General features: G+C 65.5%; 19 protein-coding genes and 2 pseudogenes. 13 read left to right on the forward strand and 8 right to left on the reverse strand.

Going from position 1 to position 17959, the window contains the following annotated elements; all coding sequences use genetic code 11:
- Positions 1–82 precede the first annotated feature (82 nt).
- Positions 83–349 (forward strand): hypothetical protein, encoded by a 267-nt coding sequence (locus AB0395_RS03250; protein WP_366276437.1) that lies wholly within the window; start codon positions 83–85, stop codon positions 347–349.
- 69 nt (positions 350–418) lie between these two features.
- Here the strand turns inward: AB0395_RS03250 and AB0395_RS03255 are convergent, their stop codons facing one another.
- Positions 419–940, reverse strand: a complete 522-nt coding sequence (locus AB0395_RS03255) for an ATP-binding protein (protein WP_366276439.1) — start codon at positions 938–940, stop codon at positions 419–421.
- Positions 897–1277 (reverse strand): hypothetical protein, encoded by a 381-nt coding sequence (locus AB0395_RS03260; protein WP_366276440.1) that lies wholly within the window; start codon positions 1275–1277, stop codon positions 897–899. The genes AB0395_RS03255 and AB0395_RS03260 overlap by 44 nt, the downstream gene beginning before the upstream one ends.
- 811 nt (positions 1278–2088) lie before the next feature.
- On the opposite strand from AB0395_RS03260, the gene AB0395_RS03265 reads away from it, so the two are divergent.
- From AB0395_RS03265 to AB0395_RS03285, 5 genes and pseudogenes are all read left to right on the forward strand, one after another.
- Positions 2089–3312: a helix-turn-helix transcriptional regulator gene (locus tag AB0395_RS03265; RefSeq protein ID WP_366276442.1), complete on the forward strand. Its 1224-nt coding sequence runs from the start codon at positions 2089–2091 to the stop codon at positions 3310–3312.
- 136 nt (positions 3313–3448) lie between these two features.
- Positions 3449–3982: pseudogene (locus AB0395_RS03270) on the forward strand (prolyl oligopeptidase family serine peptidase); the annotation flags it as partial.
- A 54-nt stretch (positions 3983–4036) separates the two neighbouring features.
- Positions 4037–4891, forward strand: a complete 855-nt coding sequence (locus AB0395_RS03275; protein ID WP_366276443.1) for an HNH endonuclease signature motif containing protein — start codon at positions 4037–4039, stop codon at positions 4889–4891.
- Positions 4892–4948: 57 nt separating this feature from the next.
- The gene (locus tag AB0395_RS03280; protein ID WP_366276446.1) at positions 4949–5890 is read left to right on the forward strand and encodes a NaeI family type II restriction endonuclease; all 942 of its coding nucleotides are present in this window, start codon (positions 4949–4951) and stop codon (positions 5888–5890) included.
- A 125-nt stretch (positions 5891–6015) separates the two neighbouring features.
- A complete protein-coding gene (locus AB0395_RS03285; protein WP_366276449.1) occupies positions 6016–7179 on the forward strand; it encodes a restriction endonuclease in 1164 nt (387 codons plus the stop codon).
- A 71-nt stretch (positions 7180–7250) separates the two neighbouring features.
- On the opposite strand, the gene AB0395_RS03290 is transcribed toward AB0395_RS03285, so the two are convergent.
- On the reverse strand, positions 7251–7748 hold the full coding sequence (locus tag AB0395_RS03290; RefSeq protein WP_366276451.1) for a very short patch repair endonuclease: 498 nt from the start codon (positions 7746–7748) through the stop codon (positions 7251–7253).
- A 94-nt stretch (positions 7749–7842) separates the two neighbouring features.
- Between AB0395_RS03290 and dcm the strand changes: the two genes are divergently transcribed.
- The 3 genes from dcm to AB0395_RS03305 all read left to right on the forward strand — a co-directional run bounded on the left by dcm (position 7843) and on the right by AB0395_RS03305 (position 10706).
- Entirely contained in the window at positions 7843–9114 is a 1272-nt protein-coding gene (gene dcm / locus AB0395_RS03295) for a DNA (cytosine-5-)-methyltransferase (RefSeq protein WP_366276453.1), read from the forward strand.
- Positions 9115–9556: 442 nt separating this feature from the next.
- The gene (locus tag AB0395_RS03300; RefSeq protein ID WP_366276454.1) at positions 9557–10039 is read left to right on the forward strand and encodes a hypothetical protein; all 483 of its coding nucleotides are present in this window, start codon (positions 9557–9559) and stop codon (positions 10037–10039) included.
- On the forward strand, positions 9993–10706 hold the full coding sequence (locus AB0395_RS03305) for a hypothetical protein (RefSeq protein ID WP_366276456.1): 714 nt from the start codon (positions 9993–9995) through the stop codon (positions 10704–10706). Before AB0395_RS03300 ends, AB0395_RS03305 begins: the two co-directional genes overlap by 47 nt.
- A gap of 36 nt (positions 10707–10742) precedes the next feature.
- Here the strand turns inward: AB0395_RS03305 and AB0395_RS03310 are convergent, their stop codons facing one another.
- A complete protein-coding gene (locus tag AB0395_RS03310; RefSeq protein WP_366276458.1) occupies positions 10743–11294 on the reverse strand; it encodes a hypothetical protein in 552 nt (183 codons plus the stop codon).
- Between AB0395_RS03310 and AB0395_RS03315 the strand changes: the two are divergent.
- Both AB0395_RS03315 and AB0395_RS03320 read left to right on the forward strand, forming a co-directional pair.
- A pseudogene (locus AB0395_RS03315) lies at positions 11279–11485 on the forward strand (transposase); the annotation flags it as partial. The gene AB0395_RS03310 and the pseudogene AB0395_RS03315 sit on opposite strands and share 16 nt — an antisense overlap.
- A 321-nt stretch (positions 11486–11806) precedes the next feature.
- Positions 11807–12055: a hypothetical protein gene (locus tag AB0395_RS03320; protein ID WP_366276460.1), complete on the forward strand. Its 249-nt coding sequence runs from the start codon at positions 11807–11809 to the stop codon at positions 12053–12055.
- An 85-nt stretch (positions 12056–12140) separates the two neighbouring features.
- Here the strand turns inward: AB0395_RS03320 and AB0395_RS03325 are convergent, their stop codons facing one another.
- Complete coding sequence (locus tag AB0395_RS03325) at positions 12141–12995, reverse strand: NAD-dependent protein deacetylase (RefSeq protein WP_366276585.1); 855 nt, start codon at positions 12993–12995, stop codon at positions 12141–12143.
- Positions 12996–13127: 132 nt separating this feature from the next.
- Positions 13128–14093: a chlorophyllase gene (locus tag AB0395_RS03330; protein ID WP_366276462.1), complete on the reverse strand. Its 966-nt coding sequence runs from the start codon at positions 14091–14093 to the stop codon at positions 13128–13130.
- Between the two features lie 199 nt (positions 14094–14292).
- On the opposite strand from AB0395_RS03330, the gene AB0395_RS03335 reads away from it, so the two are divergent.
- Positions 14293–14889, forward strand: coding sequence for a TetR/AcrR family transcriptional regulator (locus AB0395_RS03335; RefSeq protein ID WP_366276463.1), 597 nt, complete (start codon positions 14293–14295; stop codon positions 14887–14889).
- Between the two features lie 133 nt (positions 14890–15022).
- Here AB0395_RS03335 and AB0395_RS03340 read toward each other — a convergent pair whose 3' ends face one another.
- Positions 15023–15643 (reverse strand): TetR/AcrR family transcriptional regulator, encoded by a 621-nt coding sequence (locus AB0395_RS03340; RefSeq protein WP_366276464.1) that lies wholly within the window; start codon positions 15641–15643, stop codon positions 15023–15025.
- Positions 15633–16550: an SDR family NAD(P)-dependent oxidoreductase gene (locus AB0395_RS03345; RefSeq protein ID WP_366276466.1), complete on the reverse strand. Its 918-nt coding sequence runs from the start codon at positions 16548–16550 to the stop codon at positions 15633–15635. Before AB0395_RS03345 ends, AB0395_RS03340 begins: the two co-directional genes overlap by 11 nt.
- 268 nt (positions 16551–16818) lie before the next feature.
- Between AB0395_RS03345 and AB0395_RS03350 the strand changes: the two genes are divergently transcribed.
- Positions 16819–17901, forward strand: coding sequence for a serine hydrolase domain-containing protein (locus AB0395_RS03350; protein WP_366276469.1), 1083 nt, complete (start codon positions 16819–16821; stop codon positions 17899–17901).
- Positions 17902–17959: the final 58 nt, after the last annotated feature.

Here is a 17959-nt window from a genome sequence, read left to right on the forward strand (position 1 = left end):
CGTTTCATTCCCCCCTGCACTACCATCGACTCGGTAGGCTACGGCATTTCCCCAGGTAGGAACAGTTTCTAGGCTTATCGGCATGAACGACTCCCACCGCGTCACACCTGCCGGCCAGCCGTGGCCGTCCGCATCGCCGTCCGCACCCTCCCACCGGTCCCGGCCACCGCGCGGCGGCACCGCGCTCCGCGTGAGCCTGTGGCTCGGCTTCACCGTGTGCGCCGTCATCAATATCATCGGCAACAGCGTCGGCGGCGTCGCCAAGGGGGTCGGCATGGTCGCCGGGATCATCTCCGTCGGCTTCGTCGTGGCCCTGATCGCCCACCACTACGCCAGGCGTCGTCCCTGAACGTCGTCACCCTCAGCGACGTCACCGAGAAGCACGGCGGCCTGTCGCCCTGATTTCGATTTCCGCTCTTCAGTCGGGCGAGCTGAGCTCGAACCAGATAACGGTTCCCATGGAGTCACGCTGGAAGCCCCATTGGGTGGCGAGGCTGTTGACGAGTGCGAGTCCCCGTCCACCGGTGGCGTCCAGTCCCGAGTTCCTCGGACAAGGGATCTTCAGGGAGCCGGGATCCTGGACGGTGATCAGCACGCCGTGGACGACGAAGGACACCGTGACGAGGAACTCACTCGGACCGGAGACCAGCCCGGTGGGGTGTTCGACGGCGTTGGTGGCGAGCTCGCTGGTGAGGAGCATCGCGTCGTCGCGAAGCGGATGACTGTCCCCGAGCATCTCGGCGACGAAGTTCCGTGCGGGCCTGACCTGATCGGGCGTCGCCTTGAAGCGTCGGGAGATCACCGGATGGTCCGGGGGTGCCAGGTTCCGGTGCGGTGACCAGCCCAGGTCCGGGCGAGACAGGTCCACAGCGTCATAGGCCGTCGTGCGGGGCCAATCAGCGAACGCGCCCATGAGCATGGCCAGAAGCCGTGCCGCCACCTTCATCACTCCTTTCGGTCACGTTCTCGATGGTTCTCGGGCGCGGCGCCGGGAAAACCGCCTCACGACCCCCGCCGGGAACGGGGCGAAGCCGTCGTGCGGCGCGCGGGTAGGGATCGAGGTGAGGACGACAGTCCTCGATCCGCTGGATCCGTACGGCCAGCTCGCCGAGGGTGGCGGCGTCGACCAGGCCGATTCGCCGTCGGCACCAGATGGGGGAGAGCGCCCACCAGCGCCCTGTGGCCACGCCGTACCAGAGGCACCAGCCGGTGAACCGCAACGACAGCGCGCGCACCGCCTCCCGGAGTACGGCATTCGCGTCGCCCGGCCTCGCCACGGAGTCGCCCTGCCTTGTGACGGAGTCGCCCGGCCTCACGACGGAAGGGCCACGCCGACCTCGGGACGGATCGCCGCTGTCCATCGCCGCGGGCGAAGGGCCGCTCACACCGTCACCGCCTCTCGGTACGGTTCGCGCCTGCCGTACGAGGGGGGCGGGTTGCGCTCGTACGGCACGGCGGCTGCCACGGCCGGTCGTGAGCGGCGTCCTCGGCTCCCCGGGCTCGCCGGGGGAACTGTGGAGGGGCGGAGCCTCAGCGGATGCGCGGGCATGGTGACGGGCGGTCGGCCGCACAACCCGAGGCGGCGTCGTGCCGTCATGCGGGCACGCACCTGGGCGGGGGTCGGCTGATCCCAGAGGTGGTCGGGGCGATGCGGCAGGCTGGCCGCGTCATGGGCGTACGGCGGATGACCGCACCACCGACAACCAAGCGGCGATGGCGGCTGCTCGGCATGCCAGCGAATCCGAACGATCCTGACGGCCCTACCAGGGGTGGACACGGGTCATACCCTCCTGTGCGATCACGGCTCTACCGCGCGGCACCACTCACCCGGTGGAGCCGCCTCCTGTGGACTTCGATCTGGTCGTGACGCCGGAGGATCATCTGCCTGACGCTCTCCAGCGGTTCATGGATCGTGATCCGGAGGGAACGGCGTCCCGACCGGGTGATGGGGGTTTCGCCTGGCATCTCCGCCGCCATCTTCACTCACAGTCAGCGACGGTATGACTACAGAAAGGCGTCGACATCAATGCCGTTGATACTTTGGCGCAGGCGCGGGCCAAGCCCGCTGTGGCGGGTTACCTTGACGTCATGGCCTACTCGGATCCGGCGGCTGAGAGCGTGGGAACGCGTGTACGTCGCGCCCGTAAGCGCATGGGCATCACCCAGCGTGAGCTGGCCCGGCGCGTCGATCGCGCACAGTCCTGGGTGTCGGGAGTCGAGAACGACAGCATCCCTCTGGACTCCATCGCGCTGATCAACACTCTCGCCCGCACCCTGCGCGTGCACCCCAACGAGCTCACCGCGCGTCCCTACCGGGGAGACACCCCGGCCGAGGACCGAGGCCATTCGGCGATCCCCGAGATCCGCCGCCAACTGGAGCGCTACGACCTCGATTCCGAATGGGACGACAAGGTCCGCCCGTTGCCCGAACTCCGCGCCGCAACCGATCGCGCGCGCTGGCTACGGCGAGAGGCGCGCTACGCCGAACTGGCGGACGAACTACCGGCTTTGCTGTCGGAGCTTCAGGCGGCGACGCATCTGTACGGCGAGCCCGACCGAAGCGCGGCCTTCAAGTTGCTCGGGGTGGCTTATCTGGCGGCCGACTCGGTGGTCTACAACTTGGGCTATGCCGATCTCTCGCTGATCACCACCAACCGGGTGCGCTGGGCGGGAGAACGCGCGGGAGATCCTTACCACGGAGCCGTGTTCGCCTATCTGCGAGTACGAAGTCTGTGGGCCAGCACTTCATGGAACGACGCGCTCGCCGTACTCGACACGGCGTGCGCGAGCATCGAGGACGAGTACGTCGACGGCCAAGCCGAAGCGCTGGCCGTCTGGGGCGGACTCCAACTGCGAGCCGCGATCACCGCCGCTCGCAAGAACGACGCCGATGAGGCCTGGTCACGCCACCGGCTCGCGGCCGAAGCGGTTACCCGCCTCGGGTCACGCCAGCGCACCAACTACTACGATCTGTCCACCAACCAGGCCAACGTCGACATCCACGGTGTCGCCGTCGCCGTCGAACTGGGTGACGGACCGCAGGCCGTACAGCGGGGAGAGGCAGTCCGCCTTCCGAAAGAAGTGCAGGCCGGCCGCGCCGGGCACCACCATCTCGACCACGCCCGAGGGTTGCTGTGGTGTGGCAAACGAGAAGCGGCGCTGACCGAGCTGGAGCGCGCCGAGAAGGTCGCCCCCCTGCTCATCCGCAACCACCCGATGGCTCAGCAGGCCGTACGGACCCTCCTGGACCTCGAGCGCTACAGCTACCGCGAACGCATCCGCCGCCTGGGCGTACGCATGCACATCCTTTGATGCTTCATATCGGTGACATCTGCTCCGAAGGCATCGGAGGACGCCAAGGCTGATTGCTGTCGATCGGGTCAGTGCAGAGGATCGCCTGATTCGGGGGCAGGTCGTCGCTGACATCGACTACTGAGGGAGCACCGGGTACGGTCGCGCGTACCGGTTGCAACTCCGGCATCGATGGGGAGTGGCTGACTCCTTCGACTGCGCCGATGCCGCCCTTCACCTGGCATCCGTCGCTCGTGCGGATCCCACGCGAATGGCGATCTGGGGTACGAGTGCTGGCGGCTACACCGTTCTGTGCGCGCTGGTGATGACTGACGTCTTCACTGCGGGGATTGCCAGATCCGCGGTAGCGGACCTCAAGGCGTGGGGCAGCGCGACCCCGAAGTTCCAGGCTCATCACGCAGAGCTGCTCGGCAGTGATCATTGCTGTGAGATGGCTGGATCAGGGGCCGGAGTCCGATGTCCCCTGCTCCTGATCCATGGAGATGAAGATCTTGTGACTCCTCTGAACCAGATCCAGGACTTCGCTCAGTGCCTGGCTGGCCACAGCTCATGTCTGCTCGTCGTCCCCGGAGCAGGACACACCCTGCGAATGCCCTCAGATGTTCGCCATGTTCTCTGCGCAGAGCTGGAATACCTTCAATTGACGCAGACGGCGGACACAGCGGCCTAGTTCAGCTACTGTGCGGCTCTGTTGTACACGATCAATCCCTCTGCCGGAGGATGAGTGCTGGACGTTGGTGGGGATGCGGGAGATCTTCCACATCCTGATGACCCGGAACTGCTCGAACTCATTCGAGAGCGAGAGGTCCGCGAGGCGTACCGTTTTCTCTACGAGCGCCGAGAGAACCCGCCCACGATGGCGGAATGGCGGCAGCACGCGGGGCAAGCCTTGGGCAAGGTTGACGCCAACGAGCAGACAGACCGCCGACTCCGTGATCTTCGTAAGCAATTTGTTGTCGAGACTGTCCGGAGAAGGAGCAGTAACCCTGTCTACCTGCTACGAGGTAGAAACCCGGTCGCGGTTGACGCCTCTCCCATCTCCTCTCGGATGGAGGCCGAGGTCTACGCCATCATGGGGGCCTACTGCCGGATGTGCGGTGCCAGCCCCCAGGACGGGATCAAGCTGCAGGTCGATCACAAGATCCCGCTGTCATGGGGCGGCGAGACCGTCTTGGAGAATCTCCAGCCGCTGTGCACGCGGCACAATCATGGCAAGCAGGCCTTTTTCGAGACACTTGATGCGATCGGTGCTGAGATCCGTTACGCAGCGAGCCAGCCCACGGTCTGGCATCGGATCGGTGAACTTCTGAAAGGGCTACACGCTCACGGTCGGCGAACCTCTGCAGAGCTGGTCGCTCTTGTCGCTGGTGAGGGATACGGCGGCGACCCTGCTCGCCGTCTCAGAGATTTGCGAAAACCACTTGGCTGGAAGATCAAGGCGCGCATGCACAAAGAGGGACATCGGACGCTTACCGAGTACGAACTCATCTCCTGGCAGCCGTGGCCTTTGGAAGGTCCGGAGGAAGCGGTCCGCCGTTACGAGCAGGAGCGTAAGAGACGTCGGCGAGCAACGCCATGATGGCGATTATGTCCGTATATTGAGCTATTTATCGGAGTAGTCGGCTACATTCGCTGCATGATCAACGATCTGCTGCCTGGTGTTGTCGCGCCCGATCCAGAACTGGAAGCTGTACTCGCCCACTTGATGGCCGCTGACCAGGACGGTACTCGGATAGCCAGGGCGATCCGACGGACCTTCGACATGCTTCTCGACGGGCAGCACACCGGCCGCTTCCGGTGGGAGCAGCTGCACAAGACCGAGAAGACTCACTGCGGCACTCTGATTGAGATCAACCTTCAGCGTGAGTTCGGCTTCGCTGATGGGGCAGTGCTTGACTACTCGATCGGCGGCGTCGAGGTTGACTGCAAGTACTCCCAGAAGCTGGGGGAGTGGATGATCCCGCCAGAGGCTGTCGGCAGGATCCTTCTCGGTCTCTGGGCGAACGACAAGGACGGCCGCTGGAGTGCAGGCCTGGTCCGCGCAAGTGAGGAGCGCCTGAACCCTGGTGCCAACCGGGACGCCAAAAGGACCTTGAGCAAGCAGGGCCGTACGACGATCCGCTGGCTCTTCAAAGGTGCCCCGCTACAAGAGAACGTCCTGCTGCGTATCCCTGACGAGGACATCGGCGTGATCTTCCGGTCAACAAGTGGGCAGCAGCGAGTCAACGAGCTGTTCCGGCGGGCGCAGGGGCATCCCATCAGCAGGACGGTGGTGGCCACCGTAGCCATGCAGGAGGACTACATGAAGCGTGTCCGTGGCAACGGGGGCGCACGCAGTGCTCTTCGCCCGGAAGGCATCGTCATCTTCGGGCAGTACAAAAACCACGTGCAGGCGGCTGTCGTTCTTGGTCTGCCTGCGCCGGGCCCTGGAGAGTCCGTGAGCGTACGGCTCACACGCCGACGTACACACCATGGGGCTCAGCCATATGTAGAGCTGGACGCAGAGCAGTGGGTAGTTGCCCGACATGACGATCCTGTCGAACTCGCCCCGCTTCTCCCTAACATCGGCCCACTGTAACGGCCCGCCAGTTACCTTGCGTAGCGGGATCGTACAGCAGCATCTATTACCCTAAATTAGGGCGCATTGGATACGCTCCCAGCGTGGGGGACAAAGATCACATAGTGCCGTTCGCTGATCTAGCGATGGCCGATCTCGTGTTGGACGCGGTCTACGCGGGCGGCACTGCAGGCAACATCTCTGATGACCCCCTCTCCCGCCTTCTGCCTGGAGTCGGTAATCAAGGGGGGTTCCGCTTCAACGTCTCGAAGCAAGGGCGGGATGTCCGTTTCGTCGCTCTGTTTACGACTGGTGCTGAACTTGACTGGCCGGACACACTCGATCCCCAGACGGGAGTGTTCACTTACTACGGCGACAATCGTCATCCGGGCAAGGAACTGCACAAGACCCCACGTCGTGGCAACGAGCTGCTCCGTGACGCCTTCGAGTGGAGTCACGGAGCAGCTCGTGTCAGGGTTCCACCGTTCTTCCTCTTTGAGAAGGCTGCACCCACGGGACGCGACATCCGTTTCCGTGGCCTTCTCGCTCCGGGCGGTGCTGCGCTCACCTCTGATGACGAACTCCAGGCAATTTGGCGCTCAACCCGCGGTGTACGGTTCCAGAACTACCGCTCACGCTTCACTGTTCTGGACGTTTCCAAGATTCCTCGCCTCTGGATCGCTGATCTTGTGACGGGTGATCCCTTGGGGTCCAACTGTCCTGCCCCGTGGCGAGAGTGGGTGGAAGCGCGCACTTACCAGACCATGCTTGCTCCGTCCACGACAACTGTGCGTAGCAAGGCGGAGCAGCAGCCTGATGTCGTCGGTAAACGCATGGTCGCCGCCATCCACAGCTACTTCTCCGGTCGTCCGCATGACTTTGAAGCCTGTGCAGTTGAGATCTGGCGGATGATGGCTCCTGCGACTGGTGCGTGTGACGTCACTCGGCACAGTCGGGATGGTGGACGGGACGCGGTCGGTGAGTATCTGCTTGGTCCAGTTGCTGATCGGGTGGCAGTTGAGTTTGCGCTCGAGGCCAAGTGCTACGCCTTGGACAGCTCTGTAGGGGTCAAGGAGGTCGCCCGCTTGATCTCCCGGATCCGGCATCGCCAGTTTGGTGTGTTCGTCACCACGTCATACTTCAACAAGCAGGTCTACGACGAGGTTCGTGCTGACGCACATCCGATTGTCATGATCTGTGCCCGAGACATTGCTGACGTCCTGCGTGGTCACGGGTACGGTGATGTGCATGCCGTACAGGGGTGGCTTGATCACCGGTTTCCGGCGCCTCCTGGAGTGGGACCTGTATAGCTCCTGGCCTAAGTGATCATGGTCTTTGCTGGCGATCCTGCCATGGTCATCACGCGCTCCCAGCAGTTTCGTCAGTCACTTGCGTTAATATCGCTCACATGTTCGGGGTAGGAGTTCAGTGCTGCAATCACCGCTTCCACGGCGGTGGGCAGCGATTCGTGCTCCCAGAGGCGGACCACCTGCCAGCCCGCAGCTTCGAGGGCCGCGTTGACCGTCTGGTCGCGCTCCATGTTCCGGCGCAGCTTGGGCGTCCAGTACCACTCGTTGGTGGTCGGCTGCCGTCCATGCTCCGGGCAGACATGCCAGAAACAGCCGTCCACGAAGACCGCGACCTTGCGGGCTGTGAAGACGATGTCCGGCTTGACCTTCACGCTCTCGAGGTCGAGTCGGAAGTCCTTCCGGTAGCGATAGCCGAGCCGGTGCAGCGCACTGCGCAGCACCACTTCAGGCTTGGTGTTCGCCCTGCGGTTGGCCTGCATGTTGCGCGATCGCCCCTCATTGAGCGGGGCAGGGTAAAGCCCTCGCTCGTGGGCCTGCTTGCGGGCTTGGACCCTCTTGTGGTCAGACACATCCGTTCCGATGGGCGCATGGTTCCCTGTCTTCTCCGCGAAGATACAGCTGCCAACTCGTCCGCGTCGCATCCAGACAACGAAAGGGGTCCCTGTGACCGAGCAACCACTTCGCGTCATTGAGATCTGTGCTGGGGCTGGCGGACAGGCTCTCGGTCTTGAAAAAGCGGGCTTCGAGCACGAGCTCGCCATTGAGCTGGATGAGAACGCGGTCAACACGTTGCGCCACAACCGGCCTGGCTGGAAGGTGGTCCAAGGAGATGTTGCAGATCCCAATGTCTGGAATCCTGCTGACTACGCTCCGGGTCTTGATCGCCGTCCTGTTGACCTCCTTGCCGGCGGAGTTCCCTGCCCGCCGTTCACCATCGCAGGCAAGCAGCTCGGGGCCACCGACGAACGGGATCTTTTCGCCTGGGCAGTCGAACAGGTCAAAGTCGTCCAGCCTCGTGCCCTGCTACTAGAGAACGTCCGCGGACTGAGCATGCCTCGCTTCGCCGGTTACCGCCAGCACGTGCTGGATCGGCTCCGTGAGTTCGGCTACGCCGCAGAATGGCGCTTGCTGCAGGCCTCTCAGTACGGCGTCGCGCAGCTGCGACCTCGGTTCGTGCTTGTCGCTATGGCTCCTGACGACTTCGCGCATTTCTATTGGCCCGAGCCTGTCGGCGAACCTCCCACAGTGGGAGAGGTTCTGTTGCCGCTTGTCTCCGCCAACGGGTGGAAGGGGGCAGAGGACTGGGCAGAGAAGGCCAATGCCATCGCTCCGACCGTCGTTGGTGGCTCCAAGAAGCACGGTGGTGCCGACCTCGGGCCTACCCGGGCCAAGCGCGCTTGGGCGGAGATGGGGGTCGATGCCCTAGGGGTTGCCAACCATGCGCCTGGCCCAGACGACGAGTTCCCGGTGGGGCCCAAGCTCACCTGTGAGATGGTCGCCCGGATTCAGGGTTGGAACGATGATGAGTTCCAGTGGGCTTTCACTGGCAAGAAGACCTCGACCTACCGGCAGATCGGCAATGCTTTCCCGCCTCCGGTAGCCAAAGCGCTCGGTGTTGCTATCGCCGCCGCACTCAACCGGACGGTAGAACGACAGGAGCGTGACCCAGACAGGGAGCATGACGAGATCTACCGCGTGCTCCGAAAGTCTGGCGACTTCATGACTGCCGCTCAGATCGCTCGTGCTCTCAAGCGGACCTTGGAACTCCACGAGCTGGAGCGTCGGATCAGCCTCCTTGGACGTGACTTCCACATTGATATCAGCAACGGTAAAGCGGCCACGGCCTACAAGCTGGGCCAGTTCAAGGCATTCCTTGGCCAAGACGACCACATTCGCCACGACCAGTTCGACTTGCATCGATCGAAGATCAGCTAACCTCTTCGTTTGATTTCGGGCTAGCTTGGCGCCTTCCATGGACTTTCGGGTTTCAATGTGATGTATTTATCGATCTCTAACATATCGCCGTTGCTGGCGGGTTCGCCTCGTGTGTCTGGGTGCGTAGTCGTTATTACTTGAAGTCATGGGGAACGCTCTGAGCGCAGGAGTGCGGCAGATCTGTCATTGACACGGATCATCCTGGCGCAGTTGCGGGCTATTTAGCGTCGGCTCGCGCTCTATCTGCGACGGTCGTTTCGCCTGCTTTGGAGAACTCTGGCTGCATTTCGGCGCGTTCATTTTCCTGTCCACCAAAGATGGTGCTCCAGTTTTTCTAGAGTGCAACCCAACGAGCAGTGATGGCTGGAGGATGTCACCAGGTGCCGATTGCTGCAGCCACGGCTGATCTACTCCTGGAGAAATCGACGTGACCGCTCATGGCATGTCCGGCCTTAACGTACGGCTCCGCCGCACCCTGGCCGATCAGCTCGCCCGATCCGGTTGTCTGCGCAGCCCGGCATGGCGGGACGCGGTCGAGGCCGTGGCGCGTGAACGGTTTCTCGGTTCCGCGATCGCCAGGGCTACCGAGCACGGCGATCGGTGGGAAGTGCTACGTCCCGAGGAGATGACCACGGACGAGTGGCTGGAGCTCGTCTACCGCGACGAGACATGGGTGACGCAGGTTGACGGGGTCATGGCCGAGGATGCGTACGGCCTCATCCAAGGGGCTCCCACCTCGTCCTCGACACTGCCCGGCCTGGTCGTACGGATGCTGGAGGCCGCGCGAATCTCCGAGGGTGACAAGGTGCTGGAAGTCGGCACGGGCGCACACCGGGTACTCCACCGCGCTGATGTGTCACCGGCTCGGCTCCAACGCCGTGACCTCGATCGAATACGACTCGGCTGTGGCCGGCCGGGCCCGTGACGCGCTCGCCGCCGCCGGATACACGCCCACACTCGTGACCGGTGACGGTCTCGCGGGCTATGACAAGAACGCCGAGTACGACCGGCTGATCGCCACCTGCTCGGTGCGCTACATCCCGTTCCCCTGGCTGTGGCAGGTCCGCGACGGCGGCACGATCACCGTCCCTCTGTCCGGGTGGATGTACGGCAACGCGTTCGCGCACCTCACGCTCGACGACGACGGCACCGCGAGTGGGCGGTTCCTGGAGGACGACGTCTACTTCATGACGGCTCGCTCGCACGGCCCGCCGCCGATGGCGACTCCTTACCTCGGGATCGGAGAGAGGAGAAGCAGCCGCGTGGATCCGCGGGTTCTGGACGAGGCGGCCGGACTGTTCGTCGGGCAACTGGCCGCGCCGTCGGCGATGAAGCTGGGCGGTGGTGACGAGGTCGTCCTGCTGGACGTGGCCACCGGTTCGCAGGCAACCACAAAGCCTGATCCGGAAGGCGGGTGGATGGTTCGCCAGCACGGTCCCCTGCGGTTGTGGGACGCGGTTGAAGACGCCGTCTTGGCCTGGCAGAACGCCGGGTCTCCGCACCAGTCCGCGTACGGGCTCACTGTGACGAGGGATCGCCAGTACGTCTGGCTGGGTGAACCCGACGGGCCGAGCTGGGATCTCCCTGTCTGAGCGACGCCGAGGTGCACATGCAGCCGTTGTGGAAACCTATTTCTGAGTCTTCTCCGCAGGGTAGTCGCGGTAGATCACGGGCTTCTTCTCCTTGCCGGGGAAGATCATGATCAATAGTCGGACGGTGGCATCGGGGGCGTCGATGTTCTCCTCTACGGTCTTGCGGCCTCGGACGTGGACGCGAACCCGGTAGTTTCCAGGGCCACCGGCCGCGAGGTCGGGAAGCTGTTCGCTGTAACCGTCCACGATGTTCAGGACTCCTGTCGCGGTTTTGTCGTCGACCTCGACGACCTGCTTCCAGCCGCAGGTCTCCACCGGTGGACGGCGCCGGTAGGACTCGCCCGTCACGCACGCGTGGCCGACCTCGTCCGCGGTCCAGACGTCCAGTGCGCCGGGCCCGCTGCCGACCAGGTCGGCGACCATTTTTCCGGTCTGTCCGCCCTCGTTTCCCTCGTCCCACGCGTTGATGTTCCAGAACTCCGTCCACATGGTGGCGTGGGCCTGCCGTACTGGCTTGATCTTCGGCCGGTAGCGGGGATGGGCGGAACAGCGCCGCCTGCTGTACCGCGATCCGGCAGGCGTTGCCACACGTCGTTCTCGTCGTCGGCCATTTCCACCTGGTCGCGCTTGCCAACAGGGCGCTCACCGCGGTGCGTCAGCGCGTCACCCGGCAGGAACGCGGGCGCCGGGGCCGGGCGAGCGATCCGGAATGGGTCAACCGGCGCCGCCTGCTACGCGGCCGTGAACACCTGCCGGAGCGCGCTTTCGCCCGGATGTTGATTCCCAGGTCTTTCACGACCGAGGCGATCGATTTGCCGGACTCCCGCACGATACGCACCGCGCACGCACGAACCTCCGGATCGAAACTGCGTCTGGTCTCTCCCATGCTCCGACCTCCCCCTTAGGTCAGGTCTCCACGTTACGAGGGGAAGCTCAGCGATCACCGCGCCAGGAGACCATCCTCCTGTGACATGGATCACCTTTCAGCTATGACATGGATCACCTGTCAGCTATGACATAGATCACCTGTCGGCGTCGACCTGAGGTGATCTATCGTTCCGATTGCCGCAAAGATCATCCTTTGAGTCCTTTGGAGGATTATGTCTCCCCTCAAGCGTGCCCTCGGGGCCCTCAGCCTTGCCTTCGCGGTGACCGCGAGCGCCGGTTTGATCGGCTCCCCCGCCAACGCGAGCACCACCGCGACCTGGTACTGGGTTGGCACCTACCCCGGAACCTCGGCCGGCCTGTACAGGTGCCACGCTGACGGCAAGCAGTATGACGTCCCCCATCAGTGCTTCTACATCGGGGAAGGCGGCCTGAACGAGTATCACCTCTGGGTGAAGTACTAAATCCGAAAGCTCGACGTTAAAGAAGATCATGCTTCTGGCCCGCAGCAATGACTGGTCTTCAGATAACGCCCGCCTTTGATCGTCACTAAGGGCACACCTCGCCGCTGCCCGGCATAAGCCGGGCAGTGGCTTGTGGGGCGGTGAGGTGGACCAGTTCCGTGAGGACCGTGCCCAGAGGGGCGTCGAGGGTGAGGGTGGCGTAGGGGTCGCCGCGGGTTTCGCCCTGGTTGACGATGGCCACGGGGATGCCGAGCTTCGCGGCGTGCAGGACGAACCGGCGCCCTGACATCACCGTCAACGACGACCCGAGGACCAGGAGCAGGCGTGCCCTCTCCACGAGGGCGTAGCACTCGCGCACCCGCTCCACCGGGACGGTCTCCCCGAAGAAGACGACGTCGGGTTTCAACATCCCTCCGTCGCACACCTGACATTCGACCACGTGGAACCCGGCGACCTCCTCATCCCCCAGTTCGACGTCGCCGTCCGGGTTGATCGTGGTGGCCCGGGTGCCGAACTGTGGGTTCGCCTGTGTCAGGCGATGATCGATCTCTTCGCGCGAGGTCGAGTCGCCACAGTTCAGGCAGACCACCTGGTGCAGGCTGCCGTGCAGTTCGACGACCGCGTCGGCGCCGCCCGCCTGGTGCAGGCCGTCGACGTTCTGCGTCACGATGCCGACCAGCAGGCCCCGCTGCTGGAGGCGCGCGACCGCGCGGTGGCCGTCGTTCGGCGTCGCCCGGCTCATCGTCCGCCAGCCGACATGGCTGCGGGCCCAGTAGCGCCGCCTGGCCGCCGGGTCGCCGACGAATGTCTGGTAGGTCATCGGGGTGTGCCGGGTCAGGGACCCGCTCGGCCCCCGGTAGTCGGGGATCCCCGACTCCGTCGACATCCCGGCCCCGCTCAGCACGACGACGTCACCCGCGGCCAGCAGCTCCGCCAGCATGCTCCTGTCCTCGCTCACCTCTCCATGGTGCCCCACCGCGTGCGCCGGGGTGTCAGGCAGCCTCGCGCCCCGGGGACACGCGATCGCATTGGTGCAGGTTCCGCAACCCCGGCGATGGTGCCGCTTTCGGGCTTACTTGGATTCGACCCGTCCGAGCGGATCGGGTCCGGCCGCCAGCGCGTCACGCGCCGCCTGCCAGGCAGAATCCCCGGGGTAGAACTGGGCGCGGAGGTAGGCCCAGGTGAGCCGCTGGACCGCGGACACTCGCCCGGGGTTCTCGTCCGTGGTCTCGGCGACGTCATATCCGGAGATCCCGCCGAGCCCGTGCTCCGCGTCGAACAGGGTGAGCAGGGACTTGGGGCCAGGGGAGAGGAAGTACGGATCGGCGGGCCAGTCCGGGCCCCGAACCGTCAGGTGGGCGGAGGCGTCCTTGTCGCCGACGACCACGAGTGCGGGCGTCGTCATCTTGGAGAAATCCGTGGTCAGGAGGAAGGAGTAGTTCTTGGCCACGAACTCGGTGAGGGCATCGCCGCCTCTGCCGGGCGCGGCAAGCAGCACACCGGCTGTGATCCGGGGGTCGGCCAGGTTCACTTCCGTTCCGTCGTGGGGGTCGGTGAGCCGCGCACCCAGCAGCAGGCTCGCGGTGTGGCCGCCCATCGAGTGCCCCGCCACGGCGATCTTACTTCGGTCCAGGCGGCCGAGGAGTTGCGGGACGGCGGCCTCGATCTCGTCGAGCCGGTCGAGGATGTGCTTCATGTCCGCGGCCCGCGAGCGCCAGTACATCGGCGCCTCGGGGACGTCGGAATTCAGGTTCAGCGTCGTCGAGCTCAGATGGGTGGGCTGGATCACGACGAAGCCGTGTGCCGCCCAGTGGTTGGCGAGGGGGGCGTAGCCGTTCAGTGAGGAGAGGTTGTTCGAATGGCCCTGACCGTGCGAGAGGAGGATGATCGGCAGCTCGCTTCCGGTCATGGGCGCGGAGACGCGCATCCGCAGGTCCACGGCGCGGCCGGGAGTCGGCAGCACTACCGGACTGACCGACAGGACAGGAGCGGGCTCACCGACGGCCTCGTCCGTGATCGCGATGGCTGATTCGCTCATAGGAAGGTCTTCCTCGCTGTTTCGTGGTCGATGTGGCCAGGTTGACGCGCCGCAGGCCGTTGTCGAGCTTGCGTGGCGACAACGCGTGGCTTGGTTGACGGTCCCCGCTCTGACATCATGGGAAAGCGGGACATCGTCCCGTTTGACGATATGGGACATTGTCCCGTTTAGCAATCCCGGTAGCGGAGGGAACGGCGCGATGAACGACAGCGACGGGGGCGCAGGGCGCGCGGCCCGGCCCAAGCGGGCAGACGCCCAGCGCAACAAGTCGAATCTGCTCGACGCAGCCGCCGCGATCTTCGTCACGTCAGGCGTGGAAGCGCCGATCCGCGACATCGCGGCCAAGGCCGGCGTCGGGACGGCCACGATCTACCGACATTTCCCGACGCGGGCGGATCTCATCATCGCCGTCTACCGGCACCAGGTCGAAGCCTGCGCCGAGGCCGGCCCGACCCTGCTGACCAACGCCGATTCTCCGTTCGCGGCACTCCGTCAGTGGGCCGACCTCTTCGTTGATTTCCTGGTCACGAAGCACGGACTCGCCAACGCGCTGCAGTCGGACAGCGGCGGCTTCGACGCGCTGCACGCCTACTTCCTCGACCGCTTGGTGCCCGTGTGCGCGCAGTTGCTCGACGCCGCAGTCGACGCCGGCGAAATCAGGCCCGGTACGCACGCCTACGAACTGATGCGCGGCATCGGCAACCTCTGCATCGGACATGACAGCGATCCGCGCTATGACCCTCGCCGATTGGTCGAACTGCTCCTCCAGGGACTACGGCGACCGCGGTCATCCTGATGTCGACGACGCTCGATGCCCCTTCGACCGACTTCCGACCGGTGACCTTCGTCGTCACGACAGGCGTATTCGGATCGTTTACGTCCTGCGGTGAGACGGGGCCAGGCGTACGGCGAGGGCCTGGCCCCGCCGTCTACGCTCCGGCGGGGGCCGATCCATGATCGCCGCGGATCGACTGCCAGATGCGTTCGGGGAGCAGGCGTGCCGCAGTCGTCAGGTCGACCTCGGGCGCTCCGGCGAGCCAGCGGCGGGAGGTCTCGGCCAGGGGGCCGATCACGAGCATCTCGGTGAGAGGGTCGGGCAGCGCGATGACGTGCCCGGTCTCCACGTGGGGGCGGAGCCAGTCGGCGATCCGGCGCATCCTGGGTGCTTTCGCCTGCGCGATGCGCTCCGCGTGGGCCGGTAGGAAACCCGCGTAGGACGAGGCGTGGATGAAGTGCGCCGCGGGCCGGTTGTCCCGGGTGAACCGCAGATACGCCTCGGCGAGGGCCCGCACGCCGGTGCGGGCCGTTCTTGAGCGTTCGAGCGCGGCGATGAGCGTGTCGAGCAGGCCGGACATGCAATGGCTGTAGAGGGCCGCGTTGAGTCCGTCGAGGCTGCCGAAGTGGTGGTAGAGGCTGCCGCTGCTGACTCCGGTCTCGGCGATCAACGCGGTCATGGTCAGCGCGCCGGACCCCTGGGCCGCGTAGAGGTCGAGTGCCGCCGCCAGGATCCTGTCGGCGGTTGCCTCGCCTCGCCGCTGCTTAGGTGACATCGTGCCGGGCCGGGGGTGGCGTCCGCTCCAGGCCGGTGAGCTCCAGCGCCTGCGTCCAGAGCCGTTCGGCGAGCGCGGCGTCGGCGGCGACCGGGGCCAGTGGCTGTTCGGCGTCGAGGTGGAAATAACGGCCGGTCCGCCCGGCCACCTGCTCGGCCAGCGCGAGCCTGACGACGGGCCGGGCACCGACGTCCGGGCTCTTCCACAGCAGTTTCGCCGCCTTGAGCAGGTAGCCCAGGGGACCGCCGCGATCTCCCAGCCCGGTACGGATCACCCCGGGGTGCACGGCGTTGATGGTCACCCCGGCATTCTTCCAGCGCTCGGCGAACCGTGGCACCAGCAGCAGGTTGCACAGCTTGGTGTCGGCGTAGGTCCGCATCGGGTGGAAGTCCAGGCCGGTGGGGGTGCGCTCGGGATCGGCCTGGCCCTTGACGTACAGCCCGGCACTGACCTGCACGACCCGTGCCCCGGAGGCGGTCAGCACCGGCTCCAGCTCGTGGTTGAGCAGGAACGGCGCGAGATGGTTGACGACGAAGGACTGCTCAAGCCCGTCCTCGTCCAGCACCCTCCGGCTCGGCCACAGACCGGCGTTGTGGATCAGCACGTCGATGCGCGGGCAGGTCTCGCGGAGCGCCTCGGCGGTCTCGCGCGCCTTCCGGACGCCGGACAGGTCGCCGACGACCAGGCGCACCCGGGCTCCACCGGCTCCACCGGCTCCGGCGGCTCCGGCGGCTCCGGCGAGCGACGCCCGCGCGGTCTCGCCCCGCTCCCTGTCACGCGCGACCAGCACCACGTCGCACCCGTTCTGGAGCAACCGCGCGGCGACGGCGTATCCGATGCCGCGGTTGCCGCCTGTCACCACGGCCGTCCGGGCGGGGGCCGAACGCTGTGTCTCCACGTTGTCCATGGCCGGGAGTCTAAAGGAAATTCAGAGAAACTCTCTAGAGAGAGTCTCTATGTTTTGGGACGGCAAGGGGCGCCCCCGCAGCCGTCGTGAGCCCGATGAAAGTGGCCTCTGCCCTGTGGTGGCGTACCTCATGTACGGCTTAGGCCGACGGCTGGCGGCACGTTCGTCGGCGGTGTCCGGGTTGTGTGCTCCCTGAAGTGCGGCGAAACGGAAGATTTAGCCGAAAGTCTCATGACCATGGCTCTGTGGGCATTCCATAATTCCTGGTGTGACAGACCTGGGCAGCCTGGTGCAGGAGACCGCGAACCGGTTGGCAGCACGGCATGTGGGAGTGGTGGTCGCCGCGATCGCGGGGGACTCCGTGGAGATCCGGGGCGCCGGGCGGACGGGCCGGGAGTACGGCGGCGCGTCCGGTGGCGGGCGTGACGGCGTGCCCGCGGCCGACACGGTGTTCGAGATCGGTTCTGTGACGAAGGTGTTCACGGCGCTGCTTCTGGCCCGGATGGCCGTCACCGGTACGGTCGACCTCGACGAGCCGCTGGTCAAGCTGCTGCCAGAGGGGACGCGCGTGCCGTCGCGGGACGGCCAGGAGATCACACTGCGGCATCTGGCGACGCACACCTCGGGGCTGCCCCGGCTGCCCAAGGGGATGTTCCTGTCCTCGCTGCTACACCCGTCGGCGCCCGATCCGTACGTGGACTGCACCACGGACGTCCTGTTGCGAGGGCTGGCCGAGACCAGGCTGGGGGCCACGCCGGGCCATCGGTTCCGATACTCGAACCTCGGGGCGGGACTGCTGGGGCTGGCGCTCGCCCACCGGGCCGGTGTCGCCTACGAGACGCTGGTCGCCCAGGAGATCTGCGCGTCCCTGGGGCTGGCCGACACCGGCATCACCGTTGACGGCGAGCGGGCCGGGCGCTTCGCCCAGGGACACAACCGGCGCCGCCGGCCTGTCTCGCCGTGGCACCTCGCGGACCTGGCGGGGGCGGGCGGGCTGCGGTCGACGGCGGCCGACCTGGTCACCTTCGTCCGCGCTCAGCTGAGTGTCGGTACCGATGTGAACGCCGCTCAGGCGGGCGAGCTGGTCGAGGCGATCCGGCTCAGCCGGGAGGTCAAGCAGCGGATCAATCCCATCGCCTGGATACACCTCGGCTGGATGGGGCAGCGTCTGCATCCCCGGCAGGGCGCTCACCTGATGATCTGGCACAACGGCGGGACCGGGGGCTTCGTCTCCTTCGTGGGGTTCGACCCGGAGAGGGGGGTGGCCGCCATCGTGCTCAGCAATACGCAACGGTCAGTGGACAAAGCGGGGTTCGATCTCCTCCGGGCCCTGGAGACAGAACACTCCTGAAAGCATGTTCTTGAGGCGGGACACTTCGGGGACCGAGCGCCGGGAATCCGGCCGAGGC

The sequence above is a fragment of the Streptosporangium sp. NPDC051023 genome (assembly GCF_040689595.1).
Taxonomy (GTDB): domain Bacteria; phylum Actinomycetota; class Actinomycetes; order Streptosporangiales; family Streptosporangiaceae; genus Streptosporangium.

Coding starts and splice junctions, on each gene's coding strand:
- AB0395_RS03250 (WP_366276437.1), top strand. CDS start 83: ATGAACGACTCCCACCGCGTCACACCTGCCGGCCAGCCGTGGCCGTCC.
- AB0395_RS03265 (WP_366276442.1), top strand. CDS start 2,089: ATGGCCTACTCGGATCCGGCGGCTGAGAGCGTGGGAACGCGTGTACGT.
- AB0395_RS03280 (WP_366276446.1), top strand. CDS start 4,949: ATGATCAACGATCTGCTGCCTGGTGTTGTCGCGCCCGATCCAGAACTG.
- AB0395_RS03285 (WP_366276449.1), top strand. CDS start 6,016: ATGGCCGATCTCGTGTTGGACGCGGTCTACGCGGGCGGCACTGCAGGC.
- AB0395_RS03300 (WP_366276454.1), top strand. CDS start 9,557: ATGTCCGGCCTTAACGTACGGCTCCGCCGCACCCTGGCCGATCAGCTC.
- AB0395_RS03320 (WP_366276460.1), top strand. CDS start 11,807: ATGTCTCCCCTCAAGCGTGCCCTCGGGGCCCTCAGCCTTGCCTTCGCG.
- AB0395_RS03325 (WP_366276585.1), bottom strand. CDS start 12,995: ATGCTGGCGGAGCTGCTGGCCGCGGGTGACGTCGTCGTGCTGAGCGGG.
- AB0395_RS03330 (WP_366276462.1), bottom strand. CDS start 14,093: ATGAGCGAATCAGCCATCGCGATCACGGACGAGGCCGTCGGTGAGCCC.
- AB0395_RS03335 (WP_366276463.1), top strand. CDS start 14,293: ATGAACGACAGCGACGGGGGCGCAGGGCGCGCGGCCCGGCCCAAGCGG.
- AB0395_RS03340 (WP_366276464.1), bottom strand. CDS start 15,643: ATGTCACCTAAGCAGCGGCGAGGCGAGGCAACCGCCGACAGGATCCTG.
- AB0395_RS03345 (WP_366276466.1), bottom strand. CDS start 16,550: ATGGACAACGTGGAGACACAGCGTTCGGCCCCCGCCCGGACGGCCGTG.